Origin of the sequence: Halobacterium hubeiense (assembly GCF_001488575.1) — an archaeon.
Lineage (GTDB): Archaea > Halobacteriota > Halobacteria > Halobacteriales > Halobacteriaceae > Halobacterium > Halobacterium hubeiense.
Genome location: NZ_LN831304.1, coordinates 42,350 through 57,461, shown reverse-complemented (window position 1 = coordinate 57,461; position 15,112 = coordinate 42,350). Strand labels below are relative to the sequence as shown.

Annotated in this window: 16 protein-coding genes; 11 read left to right on the top strand and 5 right to left on the bottom strand. The window is 57.1% G+C overall.

All coding sequences use genetic code 11. The features are described 5' to 3' along the window. Positions 1-16 precede the first annotated feature (16 nt). Positions 17-505 (top strand): hypothetical protein, encoded by a 489-nt coding sequence (locus HHUB_RS17600; protein ID WP_059058913.1) that lies wholly within the window; start codon positions 17-19, stop codon positions 503-505. Here HHUB_RS17600 and HHUB_RS14930 read toward each other — a convergent pair. Continuing rightward, positions 502-1,062 (bottom strand): TATA-box-binding protein, encoded by a 561-nt coding sequence (locus tag HHUB_RS14930; protein WP_059058911.1) that lies wholly within the window; start codon positions 1,060-1,062, stop codon positions 502-504. The two genes, HHUB_RS17600 and HHUB_RS14930, sit on opposite strands and share 4 nt — an antisense overlap. Positions 1,063-1,259: 197 nt before the next feature. Between HHUB_RS14930 and HHUB_RS17685 the strand changes: the two genes are divergently transcribed. Continuing rightward, a complete protein-coding gene (locus HHUB_RS17685) occupies positions 1,260-1,406 on the top strand; it encodes a DUF7563 family protein (protein ID WP_449271435.1) in 147 nt (48 codons plus the stop codon). 114 nt (positions 1,407-1,520) lie between these two features. On the opposite strand, the gene HHUB_RS14925 is transcribed toward HHUB_RS17685, so the two are convergent. Then, a complete protein-coding gene (locus tag HHUB_RS14925) occupies positions 1,521-2,447 on the bottom strand; it encodes a transcription initiation factor IIB (RefSeq protein WP_059059089.1) in 927 nt (308 codons plus the stop codon). 501 nt (positions 2,448-2,948) lie between these two features. Then, positions 2,949-3,692: an Lrp/AsnC family transcriptional regulator gene (locus tag HHUB_RS14920; protein ID WP_059058908.1), complete on the bottom strand. Its 744-nt coding sequence runs from the start codon at positions 3,690-3,692 to the stop codon at positions 2,949-2,951. Positions 3,693-3,953: 261 nt separating this feature from the next. Between HHUB_RS14920 and HHUB_RS14915 the strand changes: the two genes are divergently transcribed. From HHUB_RS14915 to HHUB_RS16285, 9 genes are all read left to right on the top strand, one after another. After that, positions 3,954-4,304: a hypothetical protein gene (locus tag HHUB_RS14915; protein ID WP_059058905.1), complete on the top strand. Its 351-nt coding sequence runs from the start codon at positions 3,954-3,956 to the stop codon at positions 4,302-4,304. A gap of 1 nt (position 4,305) precedes the next feature. Next, on the top strand, positions 4,306-4,749 hold the full coding sequence (locus HHUB_RS14910) for a universal stress protein (RefSeq protein WP_059058904.1): 444 nt from the start codon (positions 4,306-4,308) through the stop codon (positions 4,747-4,749). A gap of 53 nt (positions 4,750-4,802) precedes the next feature. Further along, on the top strand, positions 4,803-5,489 hold the full coding sequence (locus HHUB_RS14905; RefSeq protein WP_059058902.1) for a potassium channel family protein: 687 nt from the start codon (positions 4,803-4,805) through the stop codon (positions 5,487-5,489). A 136-nt stretch (positions 5,490-5,625) separates the two neighbouring features. Beyond that, complete coding sequence (locus HHUB_RS14900) at positions 5,626-7,155, top strand: TrkH family potassium uptake protein (protein ID WP_059059088.1); 1,530 nt, start codon at positions 5,626-5,628, stop codon at positions 7,153-7,155. A 113-nt stretch (positions 7,156-7,268) separates the two neighbouring features. Continuing rightward, positions 7,269-7,934, top strand: a complete 666-nt coding sequence (locus HHUB_RS14895) for a potassium channel family protein (RefSeq protein WP_059058899.1) — start codon at positions 7,269-7,271, stop codon at positions 7,932-7,934. Further along, positions 7,931-9,079: a universal stress protein gene (locus HHUB_RS14890; protein ID WP_059058897.1), complete on the top strand. Its 1,149-nt coding sequence runs from the start codon at positions 7,931-7,933 to the stop codon at positions 9,077-9,079. The genes HHUB_RS14895 and HHUB_RS14890 overlap by 4 nt, the downstream gene beginning before the upstream one ends. 36 nt (positions 9,080-9,115) lie before the next feature. Next, positions 9,116-10,666, top strand: coding sequence for a TrkH family potassium uptake protein (locus tag HHUB_RS14885; RefSeq protein WP_059058895.1), 1,551 nt, complete (start codon positions 9,116-9,118; stop codon positions 10,664-10,666). A gap of 691 nt (positions 10,667-11,357) precedes the next feature. After that, the gene (locus HHUB_RS16890) at positions 11,358-11,933 is read left to right on the top strand and encodes a hypothetical protein (protein ID WP_157534030.1); all 576 of its coding nucleotides are present in this window, start codon (positions 11,358-11,360) and stop codon (positions 11,931-11,933) included. After that, a complete protein-coding gene (locus HHUB_RS16285) occupies positions 11,926-13,068 on the top strand; it encodes a DUF4238 domain-containing protein (RefSeq protein WP_082687297.1) in 1,143 nt (380 codons plus the stop codon). The genes HHUB_RS16890 and HHUB_RS16285 overlap by 8 nt, the downstream gene beginning before the upstream one ends. A 239-nt stretch (positions 13,069-13,307) precedes the next feature. On the opposite strand, the gene HHUB_RS14875 is transcribed toward HHUB_RS16285, so the two are convergent. Together HHUB_RS14875 and HHUB_RS14870 are read right to left on the bottom strand one after the other, a co-directional pair. Beyond that, on the bottom strand, positions 13,308-13,937 hold the full coding sequence (locus tag HHUB_RS14875; RefSeq protein WP_059058891.1) for a hypothetical protein: 630 nt from the start codon (positions 13,935-13,937) through the stop codon (positions 13,308-13,310). Between the two features lie 194 nt (positions 13,938-14,131). Next, a complete protein-coding gene (locus HHUB_RS14870; protein ID WP_059058889.1) occupies positions 14,132-14,998 on the bottom strand; it encodes a hypothetical protein in 867 nt (288 codons plus the stop codon). Positions 14,999-15,112: the final 114 nt, after the last annotated feature.

Sequence of the window (15,112 nt, the reverse complement as noted above, 5' to 3'; positions counted from 1 at the left end):
CCTCCTCTCTCACAGAATGATCTTTCTCGCTGGTCGCGACCGCTATACACAGCGGACCCTTCTTCGCGACGTTCACGACCGGTTGACGAATCAAGCTGGGTGTGAGGATGTGCGCTATCGCCCGTCTCGACGCCGACCCCGGTACGTCACCGCGGATGTCGATCCGACGACGTTCCTGAGTAACTCTTACGGCGCGGCGACCGCACGACTGGAGATTCGCTTCTGGTACCCCGCCGGCGTCGACCACGAATACTACCGCATCAACTGGATAGAACCGGAGAGAAACCTGATGCTCGGCTTCCACCAGGACGCCGACCATCCAGACCTTGGGCCCTGTCACATCCAGCTCAACCACGAAGACACGCCTGTCGATCGGCATAGCGCGTCGTTTCTCGATGTGCACCCACTTGCCGCACTTGATAACCGGCTTCAGCAGTTCTCATCCGCGTTAGCGGCGATTCGCTGGGAGAATGAGACGCCCTCGCTTCCTAGCTGGCCGGCTTAGTCAAATAGGCCGAGTTCGGAAAGCCGGTCCTGCACGTGGATGAGCGCTTGCTGGGCCTCTTCTGTTTCGTTCCCACCAGTAATGACGAGCTTCCCACTGCCGAAAAGAAGAACGACGACGTCGGGGTCGTCGAGGCGGTAGACGAGGCCGGGGAACTGTTCCGGTTCGTATTCGACTTGCTCTAATCCCAGCCCGATTGCGATTGCGTTCAAGTTTAGCGACTGCTCGAGACTGGCACTGGAGACGATGTTCTGCACCGTAATCGCCGGACTATCGGCGACGTCGACCCCTAACTCACGGAGGTCGGCGAAGACGATTTCGAGGGATTCGTGGACGTCGTCGACGCTTTTGGCGCCGGTGCAGACGACTTTCCCCGAGCGGAATATTAGCGCGGCTGCCTTCGGCTCCTGGAGGCGGTAGACGACCCCGGGGAAGTCCTCTGGCCTGTAGTCGGCGCCGTCGAGATCAATAGCGAGTTGGTCGAGGGCGAGTTCTTGGCCGACATCACTGGACGCGACGACGTTCTCGACGTGAATCGTCTCCACGGGCACGCCCATACGGTACTACACGTCGGACACCGTACTTAAAACACGGCGAGTAGAGTGTCAGCTTTCCGTATCGACAGTTGGGTTGGGACTACTGGACGGTCATGCAACAGATACCGCTCTGAGTGAACGCAATTGTTCAGACGCCTCGATATCATTCAGACCCCGCTGTCAGAAGGCTTATGATAGATGATATGTCTGCTATTGGTATGGCGGAATGTCAGAACTGCGGCAGCCATGTCACGGAGGTCTACGTTCGTGTATTTACTCCGGATTCCGTTGAGAGTCCCCGTGTATGTCCGAACTGTGAGGATATGACTCGTGGCCGTGATGGCGTCCGTGAACAACGATCGTAGCGCAATATTTGTAAAGCGAGAGCTATCGCAGCGTTGCTGGGTGTACTGCCCACGTGCCGGAATTAGCGGTCGGCCAGTTCTACTGCAGACACCGCTTTAGGATTCCGCACGTCGTCAGGCCACCTGCTCCTCTAAGGTATCTCGGTGTGCCCGAACAGTCGCCTTCGAGGCGTTCGCCACGTCCGCGGCCTCGGATTGCGTCAGCCATCGCCCCTCCTTGCGACCGGCCTTGTAGAGGCAGGCCGCTGCGAACCCGGCCGGATGGACGCCCGTCGTGACGCCGCGCTCCTCGGCCTGCTCCGCGAGCGTTCGGGCCCGCTGTCGGATCTCGTCCGGACACTCGAGGTCCGAGGCGAGGCGCGGCACGAACATGCTGGGGGAGACGGGCTCAGCGGGGAGGCCCAGCTCCTCGTTCAACGTTTTGTACGCGTTCGTAACCCGTGACTCCGCGACGCGGGCCATCTCGCTGACGTCATCCACCAACCGCGAGAGGCCGTTGCACCGGCAGGCCCCGTAGACGCTGGCCGCGGCGATGGCCTCGATGGACCTGCCACGAAGCAGATCCTCGTTCTGGGCGCTCCGGAAGAGCTGACACGCTTGGTCGCGGACCGAATCAGAGAGTTCGAGCGCACTCGCCAACCGACGCACCTCGCCCAACCCGTGTGCGAGATTCCGTTCCGCTTTCGACCGCCAGCGCCCTCGGGTCTGTTCACGGCGCATCCGTGCGAGTCGCCGTCGCTTCTGCCCAGAGATCTCGTTCCCCTTCGCGTCGGTGCCGCGACCGATCTCCGTCGACAGGCCGCGATCGTGGCGGGCCGCAGTGAGTGGAGCGCCCGTTCGCTCGCGCTCCTCGTCGTCGTACGCCCGCCACTCCGGCCCGTGATCGATGCGCTGTTCGTCGATGACCAGGCCACAGTCCTCGCAGACCGTTTCGACCGCGTTCGTGGTGACTCGACCGTCGCACTCGGGACACTGGTTCGCACTCGATTCCGTTCGGACGTCCTCGTCGAATCCGCTCTCGTAGATGTCTCTAGTTGCCATCGTTCTCACCGTGTTTCGGGAACCCGCCAGTACAGCGAGTCCCTCACCCATCGAGGGGTCAATAAACGCTATCGAGTACGACCTCGATTCAGATGGATTGTGGCTCAGAATGAGGTGCTTGGGTCACCGTAGTGTCCCCGACTACAACAGAGTGGTAAAGAAAAGCACGTGGGCGTTCCAAACCGTATAGCTACTAGTAGAATCTCTATGGGCGTGTTGCGCTGATAAAGCGTTTAATACGGCATATTACTGGGTATTAGAACTATAGCTAACCCACCAGAAAATCTGTTCGTACTATCTACCGAGATAGACAGCCGCAGAGAATACTCGAAATCACTCCGACTGGATTCGATCCCACGTTTCGACACACTCTTCGCAGAGGTAGCCAGTGTATCCGTCCACTTCGTAGTGTTCGACCGTCGTATTTCTGCTACAGCGCCCGCATTTCATGCGTTCCACCCTGATACTGCTTGCATAGGCTGTGTTATAATCAGGACCCCGTTATTGGGTGCCGAATACTTCTAGCGCCTCTTTCTCCAGCCCGGATTTCGAGAATAGTGAAATGACATCGCCAGTTTCAATTTTGGTTTCGCCTTTCGGTGTTAGGATGTCGCCGTCGCGTTCGATGCCAACCACCAACATCTCATCAGCCAGCAGGCCCTCGTTGACTGCCTCCTCGATGGTGAGCCCCGTAACTTCCGCGCCTTCTGAGACCGTGAACTCGACGACCTCAGCGCCGCCAGCAAGACTCATGAAATCCGTGAGCGACGGCCCGACGGGGACATCATCTGGGCCAAATGGGTTGTACGGCTGATGGTACTCGCCTTCGACGACGCTCTCGTCTTCAATCTCTAACCCGATATCGGAGAGTTCGCCCGCGATACGGCTGATGTCGTCCGTATTCGACCCGACCGCGGTGACTGCAATATTCGTCTTTCCTGTCATCAGCTCTCGGACGGACACGATGCCAGAAATCTCTAGTGCGGCTTGAGCAAGTCGGTCGCGGTCGGGAATCGGGGCCGTACAGCTGAACTGGTAGGTGACGCGTCCCTCGATAGATTTGTAGTTGATGTCCGCCAGATATCCGCGCAGCACGCCCTCCGCTTCGAGTTGATGGATTCGGTTCCGGATCGTTGCCGCGGTCACCTCCATTTCCTCGGCAATCTCCGCGGCTGTCGTGTTCCGGGCGTCACGCGCTAGATGATAGAGGATCCGCTTGTCAATCTCATCGACCCGATATTCCATACTTGTACTAGGGTTAGAACGCATAACTAATCCCCGATTTGTGAGTGCACAATCCACTATTGTATCTCCGCACACTTGTCACCATACCTTATGCATATTTTGCAAATTAAAAAATTCACCCTAGATATTTCGCTTGCAAAAATATAATGCCAACTCTTATTGCGTGGCGGCAATCTATCTGGGGAATAGCCGACACCGAATCCGCAACAAATCGGTCTGACACCCAACTACGGGTTCCGAACTGAAGTGACCGGCTAACCCATGACACCATCACATATCGACCCTCCAGACAGCATCCCGACGGACGTCGCAACAACGCTCGAAGGCTGCAGTGATGCGGAACTCCGGGAGATTATTCACTACGCGCAACAGCTCCTCCGAGCGCATCCGCCGCTAACTGACGCCATCGAGTCACGCCCGGGGGAGGACCTTGTTCGCATCGAGGACCACGGCGCGTACACCATCGCCGTCGTGGAACGACCCGGTGAAACGGGCAAAGGTCGTGGCCCGTTCGCCTACCGAGTCAGCTGGGAGCCGGATGTCAACGGCGGGGAGGGCAAGTACAAGTGGCACTACCTTGGAAAGGTCTACAGCGACCCAGGAGGTGGCTGAGATGTCGAACTCGTTGTTCCGTCGCGTCGTTGCACCAGTCGCTACACCCGACGATGCGGCGACGACGGCCGACGCGCTCGTCCCGCACGTGACGGGCACGGATTCGACGGTCGTTGCCGTCCACGTCATCGAGAAAGCCGGCGGCGCGCCCGACAAAGCGTCCGTTGCGCAACGCGAGCAGTACGCGTCGGATGTCTTCGATGTCTTCGCCGACGGCTTCGAAGATACAGGATTGACGCTGGAAACGGACCTCCGGTACGGAACCGACGTCGCAGCGACGATTATCGACGCCGCCCACGACAACGACGCCAGCGCCATCGTCTTCACACCGCGCGGCGGGAGTCGCTGGCGCAAACTCCTGACGGGCGATGTCACCCACAAGCTCGTCACGGAGAGCAACGTCCCGATTCTAAGCCTTTCCGACCGCGAGGTGAACGAGGCGTGAGCGAACTGGAACCCCAGGTGGACGAGCGGACGAACATCTGGTAACCTACACCCATGTACATCATCATCGTTGGAGCGGGCGACATCGGGTCACCCCTTATTGACATCGCTACTCGGTCCGGAAACGAGGTCGTCGTTATCGAGCGGGATACACAGAAAGCCGACGAAATCGCCAGTCAGTACGACTGCTTGGTACTGAATGCGGACGCGACCTCGATGGAAACGCTGGAAGATGCCGGCGCTGAGCGCGCTGACGCCATCATTTCGACGACCGACCAGGACGCCACGAACGTCATGGTGTGCCTGCTCGCTACAGAGTTGGAGATACCAGCCATCACGTCGGTCGTTCACGATGCAGAGCACATGAACCTCTTCCGGCAAATCGGCGTGAATACGATTGAGAACCCGCAGCATCTCATCGCTGGCTACCTCTACCGAGCGGTCGCCAGACCAGCAATTGTCGATTACATGCGCATCGGCGAAGAAGCCGAAGTCTTCGAAATCACCGTCACCGGGGACGCGCCAATCGCTGGGAAAACACTCACCGAAGCGGGCGAGGAAGGACTGCTCTCAGACGATGTCCTAATCGTCGCCATCGAACGTGAGGGCGAAGACAAACCACTGACGCCCCGAGGAAGCACGCGAGTCAAGGCGAACGACCTGTTGACGGTCTATTCTGCGACCGGAGCAGATCCAGAGCTCACCGATATCTTCGGGCATTACGAAGACCGGGAAGTCTGACCCATGAATAGCAAAACAACCTACATAATGGTGAAGTAACATGTCCGACTCATCCATCGGTCGTCCCGGCTTCGTAACCGCCTCGAAAACGGTAATCAGAGACATCGGTGCCTTACAGGTCCTCATCGGTGGACTGATGCTGGTGCCGCTGCTGGTCTCGTTGCTCTATCGGGAGTGGTATAATGCAGTGGCGTTCCTCAGTGCTGCAGGAATTACTGTGCTTGCCGGTGCGGCCGCGTACAAGCTCTGTGAAGATGCGCCGGAACCGAAACGCTACCACGCGATGATCGTCGCGGCCCTTGGGTGGCTCGTCACGGCGGCGTTCGGTGCGCTGCCGTTCGTCATCGCGGCGTACCTTACGCCACCGGCCGTGCTCGAATCGTTCGTTCCAGCAGGGGCGAGCTATCAATCGAGTCTCCTCCACTTTCAGAACCCGCTGCACGCCCTCTTCGAGAGCATGAGCGGGTATACGACCACGGGCCTGACGATGAGTGTCCACGAACCCTCCGTGGGCCATGGATTCCTCTGGTACCGCTCACAGATGCAGTGGATCGGCGGTGCGGGGATGATCGTCCTTTCGTTGGCGATCCTTCGACAGCCTCACGGCACGGCGGGGATATCCCTGTACCAGTCCGAAGCACGCAGCGAGAAGCTCCGCCCGAGTATTGTGGGTACTGCGCGTGCGATCTGGAAGATCTACGTCGGTATCACCGCCCTCGTTGCCGTCTATCTCGCAGCGGCGACCTTCCTCGTCAATCCCGGCTACGGTATCGAAAACACGATCTTCGATGCGGTCAATCACGCGATGACTGGGCAGTCCACCGGCGGATTCAGTACCCTCGATGATTCCATCGCCGGCTACGGCTCCTACGCGATGGAGGTCATCCACATCCCGGCGATGATAACGGGCGCAATCTCGATTCCGGTCTACTACGGCGCGGTTTCCGAGCGCGACCTCCGTGAGTTCGCGCGAGACCCACAGGTCAGAGTGATGTTTGGCCTGTTCGTCGTCGGCGTCCTCGGCCTAGCGGCATTCCTCGCTCGCTGGGTCGGCGTTCCCTACGACGGTGACCCGCTCGCGTATATGGGGCGTGTTGCGACGAGCCAGGCGTTCCGTGACGGCCTCTTCCAGTACATTAGCGCGCAGACGACCACAGGCTGGCAGACATCTGCGATTGGTGACTGGAACAACGGTGCGGTCATGGTTATCGTCCTCGGAGCGATGCTACTCGGTGGGTCTGCGGGGGCGACCGTCGGCGGGATCAAGATTCTGCGCGGTTACATTATTGCGCGTGGGATTAGCTGGGAGGTCTCTCGGGTATTCCTACCCAGTCACGCCATCGACGACCTTCGGATTGGACAGCAGACGTTCAAGGCTGCCGAGGCCAACGACGAGATTCGCGCCGCGACGACCTTCGCGTTCACGTATCTCATCGTCCTCGCGCTGTCGCTGTTCGTACTGCTGGCAGTCCTCCCATCGAACTTCACACTCGCAGATGCGGTCTTCGAAGTAGCGACTGCACAGGGTACTGTCGGGCTCTCTTCAGGGATTACCGGTCCGGGGATGCCCGTCATCGCAGAACTACTGTTCATCGTACAGATGTGGATGGGGCGGCTCGAAATCATCCCCGTCCTCGTCCTGATTAACAGTATCTTCCGGAGCTAGCCCGTATGACTCACCATAGACGACCCAGCACTCCGGTACTCGATGTCCCAGGGCCGCCAGCAGACGACCTCTCCTGAGCGTATTGAATCCGACCATCACCACGATTCCAACTAATGTACGTAATCATCATCGGCGCAGGCCGTACCGGAAGTACCGTCATCGACCTCGCAACCCAGGACGACCACGAGGTCGTCGTAATCGAACGCGACACCGAACTAGCTGAGGAGGTGAGTGCGACTTACGACTGCATGGTCATCAACGCGGATGGGGCGTCGAAAGATATCCTGCTTGAAGCTGGAATCGAGGAGGCTGACGCGCTCATTTCGACGACTGAGAGCGATTCAGTGAACCTCATGATTACCATGTTCGGCAAGCAGTATGGGGTCGAGACGCTCGTGAGCTCAATCAACGATCCCGCCCACATGGAACTGTTCGAAGATCTGGGGGTGACAATCGTTGAGAGTCCGCATCGGCTTAACGGCCAATATCTCTACCGAGCTGTCCAACACCCCGCAATTCGTGACTTCATGCCGATTGCTGGTGACGCCGAAATCTTCGAAGCGACAGTCGATGAGGACGCTCCAATCGGTGGCCTCAGCTTGATCGACGCTGATAGGGAAGATCTGCTGCCCGAAGAGACGATAATCGTGGCCATCGTCCGCGACGACGACCTCATCATTCCGGAGGGCGAGACTGAAATCCGGGCCGGTGACGTTGTCACGATTTTTGCTAGAGACGGAGCGACTAACCAGATTACAGACGCCTTCACGACCTCATGACGCCGTCCGACGACACCGATCTATCAGACGTTCGGGTTGCCGTCTCACGCCCGTCTTCCAGCTCGGGAACGGATCCGTATCTCAGGGACGGACCGCGTATTCAAACACCAGACCCGATCGTAGTCGTGCCGGTTACCGACGAGTTGCTTGATACGCATACAGGACTCAACGTCAGGCGGTTCCTCCAGACGGCGGTTGCGATTGCGGCGGACAACGATGGTCGAGTACTGTTGCTCGGAATCGAGACGGTTCCGAACGAAGCAGCACTCGAAACCGTTCGCCGGTCCGTGAATACGGAGCAACCAATCGACGATGAGACGACGACCGCTGTCAAAACCGTCAGGGAACGGCAAACGCAGTTAGCGGAGGTTGCGAACGTGGCACGGGGACTTTCCCCGGGTGTTCGAATCAGTGCAGCTGTTCGGATTGTCCTAGATGTCACCGAAGGCATCATGGATGTTCTCGGCGAGGAGGATGAAACAGCCGTCTTGTTATTACGCGGAACCGGCCTCGACGAGGGCTGGTTACTGCAGCGAAGTACGATTGAGAGGATTCTAGCTGACGCTGAGTGTGACGTCTTCGTCGAAAATCTGGGGGTACGAGGCGGCGAAAATGCGTTGTATGTCCCGGACGTTGCGGAGCATACTGTTGCTTCGCTTGCCGAATCGGACGTGGGGACGATCGATTCGATATTGGTGCCTGTTGGTGCGGGTCCACACGCGGCTCTTGCTACAGAAGCAGCGCGCGCAATAGCACGTTATACCGATGCATCGGTTACTGTGCTTCACGTCATCTCGCCGGATGCATCTGTGGAGGTACGGGCTGAGAGTGAGGATCTGCTGGAGTTCGCTGACTACGTTCTCGGTTCGCGTGTGCGCACCGAAACGGTGCTCAGAGAAGCATCCAATACTACCGATACGATCGTCCAAGAAGCGAAAAAGCACGATTTCGTGGCCATTGGGGCTCCAGAGAAGAAATCCCGACTGGAGCAGTTAGTGTTCCAATCGGCACGGGAAACAATTTCAGATCTCAGTGAAGCGACGATTCTCATGGCACATGACTCTGATCAGACGATGCGTTCGCTCTACTACCGGTGGAAACGCGGCATCGAAGCTATTGACAACGAGAATGAGCCTAACAACTGATGCTCTCCAACTTGGAACGTCGAATAATCAGCCACGATGAGAGTTGAGACGGACACGGTCGCACGCGACGTTGGCCGCATCGTGCAGGCAGTCTCACTGATGATGGTCGCCTCTATCCTCGTGGCAGCTGTCAACCGAGAGTTCTACACCATTCCCGCGTTCCTCGCCTCTGCCGTTATCACGGGTGGAATTGGAACCGGGTTGGCCCGACGCTACCGAGATGCAGCGCCGCCGGAGAAACGCGATGCGATGGTCACTGCGGCGAGCTCGTGGGCGCTCGTCGGTATTCTTGGCGGACTTCCGTTCCTCTTCATCGCGTGGACGATTCAGGTTGACCCGTTCCCTGTTTGGGCGAATACGCCGCCGATGGATTCGACGACGGCAATCTTTCTCCATCCGCTCGACGCCGTCTTCGAGAGCATGAGCGGCTTCACTGGGACGGGCCTGACGATGGCTGCCGTCGAAGAGAAACTGCCACGGTCGCTGCACTGGTGGCGGTCGCTCATCGAGTGGATTGGTGGCGTCGGTGTCATCGTCTTGACTGTCGCCATTCTCCGGCGAAATGGTGGCGGCGGATCGTATACACTGTACGAGAGCGAAGCGCGCTCGGAGAAGATCCATCCGAGTATCGTCACGACGGTCCAAGAGATTTGGAAGATTTTCGTCGGTCTCACCGTCGGTTCGATTCTCCTCTTCCTGCTCGCTGGAATGCCGCTTTGGGACGCTATCAACCACGGAATGACTGGTATTGCGACGGGCGGGTTCTCGGTGCATGCGGAGTCTATCGGGTACTACGACAGCCCGCTCATCGAGTACGCGACGGTCCCGATTATGGTCGCGGGCAGCATCGCGTTCCCGATTCACTACCTGTTGTTCAAGGGCGAGCTACGGAACTTCTACGCGGACCTCCAGACGCGGTGGGTGTTCCTCTGGTTTGCTGGTGGCTCACTCGCGCTAACTGGCATTCTGTACGCCAACGGCCAGTACGCGACGCTGGAGGAGACGTTCCGTGTGAGCCTGTTCCAGTTCGTGTCGGCGACGTCGAACACCGGCTTCGGGAGCGCAGCAGTCGGTGGCGGGACTGAACAGGTGTGGAGTGCTGGCGCGACGCTACTGACGTGTCTGGGGATGCTGACCGGCGGCGCGGCGGGGTCCACGACGAGCGGGCTCAAACTGATTCGCGTCGCCACGCTCATCAAGGGTACTGTCTGGCAGATTCAGGAAGTGTTCCGGCCGGACACGGCGATTCGATACCTCCGCATCGGTGAGCGCAAGCTCGGCGAGCAGCACGCCGAACGCGAATATACTGAGGCAACGGTCGTATTCGTTCTCTGGATTACGTTCTTGGCAATCGGCGTCGCTGTCCTCCTCCGCGTACTGTCTCCAGCCTACCCGTTGGAGTACGTCATCTTTGACGTGATGAGCGCGCAGAGCAACGTTGGGTTGGACTCCGGCATCACTGGGCCGGGAATGCCCGACACCGCGAAAGCGATGCTGATAATCAACATGTGGGTCGGCCGCTTGGAAATAATCCCTGTCGCAGTCCTTCTCGGGACGATATTCCGGCGGTTCAACCTCTACCAATAGGGGGTGGATACGCTCTGCCTGCTCCCTTCTATTCCAACACAAAGTTAGTCGTCTGTACTTACCGAACCGACGCATGACATCAAGGCGGATTTTAATCCGGTGATTCGGAGTGAAACAGCCGCTCAGTAAGGGCGCTGTACTTAGCGATTGATCTATCTCGGTGCAGCGAAGAACTGCTAGTAGAATCTCGATATAGGTCGGCCGCCTCCTCGGAGGGAGGTTCGAGGAGGGGGCGTTCCAAATACAGTAACTACTAGTATATCTGTAGCAGGCGAGGTATGCCGGAATTTCGCGGTTTCAGGACTATATTCCGGTATTTTGTGAGTCAAATATGGTTCTGTGTTTGCATTCTATGCACCGAAGTGCCGAGTAGAATAGCCGATGAGTAGAGCTGGCTTGGCGGATGGGGGTAGTGGAGAATTTCTGATAATATCGTGGTGTTAATTGTGGCGCGAAAGCCATTACAACAGCCTGTTCAATAAATCGGTGGAGACCTGACTTCTGGAGGGAAATTCATCACTCCCCGCTACTCACTTGTTGTGTTTCTCAGAAGTATTGCAACCATGCTCGGTTTGTAAATTTGGCGTATTTTCGTTTCTCACCGAGAAAACAACCTCGAAGAGTTCAGTGCCGCTGGCATAGGAACGTGGTGAACAGTTATCACGGGCGACGGGCAAAATCAGAATAAGAGATGCCAGTTTCCCTGCTTCAAGCCGCAGGAGTACTTCTCAGTGTAGCTGTGCTCGGCGTCACTACATGGAACTTGTATCTCAGTCACTACAAGGAGAAACGTTCTGGTGTCGAAGTCTTACCGCAGGAGAACGATCCGACAGCCGGCTTCGGCGGCGGCAGCCACTCCATCGACGACAGTGCTCGATGGACTGGTCACTTCCACATCAAAATCGCGAACACCGGAGAGAAAGGAGCATACGTCGCAATATTCGACCATAATCTCAAAGGATTCCGGAAGGACGGAGAACTGGTTGACTCCGCCGGTACCGAATTAGAGGTAGAAAACTACCGAACCAACTGGACAGGAAAGGAGCTTGAACCGCACTCCTCCGCACGGTACCGGGGAAGTGCAGCAATTGAACCGGAGAAAAACATCGGACCGTTCGTTAGGAACGATTACGCAGTAATCGAACACGTCCTGACGGTGGAAGATAACCAGGGTTCGTACACGGTCACGTACGAGAACGAACTGGAGTTATCTGGCCCTGACCAAGCCGTCGAGAACTGGCGGAAACACAATCAGAGGAATGCCTGAGTACAAGAACCAGCACTACGTCCCAAAACACTACCTTCAGGGTTGGGCCAAAGACGAAAAAATCAGCGTTTACCACATCGAGGACGGACAAATCCCTGTCAAAACCTCTATTAGCAACGTTTGTTCTGAGGACTATCTGTACGGCAACGCGACTCACGTCGAACAAGAGCTACAAAAAATCGAGGGACTACATCAAGAACCGTTAGAGGCACTTCGAAGCGGCAATTACCTAACTGAGATGAATCGCCGTGAAAGACTGCTTCTTCTCTCCTTCATAGGCACTCAAAGAACACGGCACAAACGGGTACGAGCAGATATTGATGCCGGTGACGGAATCCTTCGGGAGGGATTCAGAATCGACATGGAAGACGGAGTATACGATGATCGAATCGAATGGAAAGACCACATCGACAGCGTAGACGATAAGCAAGATTCGCTCGTTGATGCCGCTGCTCTTGGAATACATCTAAACATGATTCTTCAAGGTATATTCGGATTCCTCGTTTTTGGTGATCTGGATGGAGTAATGCTTCGAAACCCAGGTGGTGGAGAATTTCTATTCTCTGACACTCCAATTGTCTTGGATAACCCAGCGTTCAAGTCAAGCGGTGGTGCAGGACTGGTGGAGGGAGGACTGCAGATTTACTGCCCGATTGACCCCAAGCGAGTGCTTTTCCTGTACGATCCAAGAGTTTACTCTGTCGATTCGAACTATCGAGGGCAGGTCTTGTTGAAGTCCCGGGAAGCAGTAGATGAAGTGAACCTGATGCAGTTCCACAACGCCGAAAACATCGTGTTACATGACTCCTGCAGCGAAGATTACCTAGACAGTTTAGCTGAGAGAATGGACGAGTACAGGTCAAGGGAAGGTCATGTAGCAGAGATTGAGGTTGATGGAGAGATCGAAGAAGTTCCAAGCATTCCGTCCCATCAAGTCCCCGCGAAATCGCCGAATATTCCCGGATGTACTCGGCGAAATACCCGGTATGTAGAAGAACGTAAACGAACGCAGAAAAAGAAGATGGAGCAAGTAGTGGGCAGCATCTATAGAGATGCGTTTGGTGCTGCGGATGTAGCCGTCCTCTTGGCTATACGAAAGATGAACGAGTATGTTGGTTCTTCTGAGAAGGTGTAGTACTGACCTATGATAGTTTGTGTCTGGGTTTCATCACAGGCCATCACTGGTGTCCTTCGCGTCAGCTGACTGTTGCCGGCCACGAATCGCTATACGTAGGCTAGTTCTGGCGTGGTTGGTTGACCGGTCTGTGTACGAGTTTTGTTATGCAGTGTAACGAACGCGTCTTGGCCGAGACTTCACAAAAAACGGTCTACTGACTCTCACTCTTCCTCTCGTGCGGCCACCGCGCGATATAGCTACTCGGGAGTGTATTTCATCCCCCAGAGATCCTCGAAATACTCGAGTGTGTATTTCCCTCGACTGCCACCTTTGTACGAGTTGAACCGGTCGACGTAGTACATCACCTCAAGAAAACCTTCTTTCTCGTGATGGACGCCCTGCTCCATCCGGGGCAGAATCTCGTCAAGGAGGAGATCGACCTGCTCGCGCTTGACGATGAACTGATCGCGGAGCGGGGTGAGGAGCGTCCGTGTATTGCTGATACCCTGCACGCCCCAAATGTACTGATCGCTCCGGTTCTCATTAGCTTCGAGACTGGACACATGACAGTTCACGCCGCGAGTATCACAGTACGCACAGAGCGCCTCCATCAGGTGGTCACGATATGTTTCGGTGACCTCGATCTGCGGCTGAAGTCGATGGTCGACTCGATACTCACTATTCTGGTCTACTTTCACGCCAATCCATCCTTCTGCGTCGAGAGTTCCAGTCAACTGTTCGTGGGTGATCCGGAGCATTGGTGCAAGTTCAAAGCCGGTGCTGTACCGCTCACGGTCGGCAATTGCGATGCGGATACAGCCTTCACCGTCGAAGAAGCCAGTAAACCACGCATCGAAATCGTGGGTCTCGGGTGAACTATTTGACATCGCGCTGCGCCCATCGGCGGCGCAGATAAACTCTCCTTGTTACATATTGGCTTTCCAGAGGAGGTCAACTTACCTCCCCATTCTACACCTCGGTCGTGGCTGCGCGCGCAGCGAAGCGAGCACGGAGCGGTGGGTGGGGCGGCGGGGTCCGGGTCGGTCCGGCTCATAAGAAAAAAGAAGGCTGCGTCAGCTGGCTATGCTTCCCACCAGCGGCCACGCTCTGGGAAATGGATATCCGACCACCCAGTCAGCGCGATTGAGCACCGACCTTCGTACCAGTTCTTGGCCGCCGCTCTGAACCTGACTGTCTGCCCTTCGCGGACAACCGTCTGCCCGGATTTCTCCCAGCAGGTGAACTTGATTTTCCCGCTGTCATCCGCTATTAGCCCGACTTGCTGAATCGCGCTACTGCTCGGTTCCCAAAGGGTCTGCACAGTTCCTTGAACTGTCACCTCACCGACCGGGACGTCCGGCACGTCCGCGATGGGCACGATCGCCCCCGGCGCCGCCTTCAACTCCTCGAGGGTCTCCAGCACCGCCTTCGTGACGTCCCGCCCGCGCTGCACCTTCTCAGCCAGCTGCTTCGCGACGACCGCTCTCGACCAGCCGCCCTGCACTTCGTCGCTGATCCGCATCGCCTGCTCATTGACCTCCGCGAGTTCCTCTTGCGTCAGCTTCTCTCGGGGATCCGTACGCTCCGCCGGCGCCGGCTCGTCACGACCACACTGCTCGCTGACGACCTCACGCGTGCGCTGCTCGCGACCGTCCTGCGTTCCCAGCTCGGCCTGGGCACTGATGCGCTCCAGTTCGGCTTCCCGCGCCCGAATGCGCTCTTCCTGTTCGAGGGTGACACCGTGAATCCGCTCGTTGCTCGTGTCCGCGATCCCGTCCGGGTGGTTTGCATCCACCTTCGCCTGCGTCTCCTGCTCGACCGCCGCCTCGAACTCCGGCGTCTCGTCGACGACTGGGAAGCCGTCTTCATCGACCGCCTGACCGCCCGCTTTCTCGAATGCCTGTTCATCGACCGAAACGACCTTTCCGCTAGCGTTGTTACTGGACATTGGTATCTCTCCAAGGTACCACTGAAGGCGCTCACGCGCCGACACCGCGATGCTACCACATCGCGGTTTTCCGACGACAACGACCGACAGAACCATCTGCGCGCTCTCGCTCGC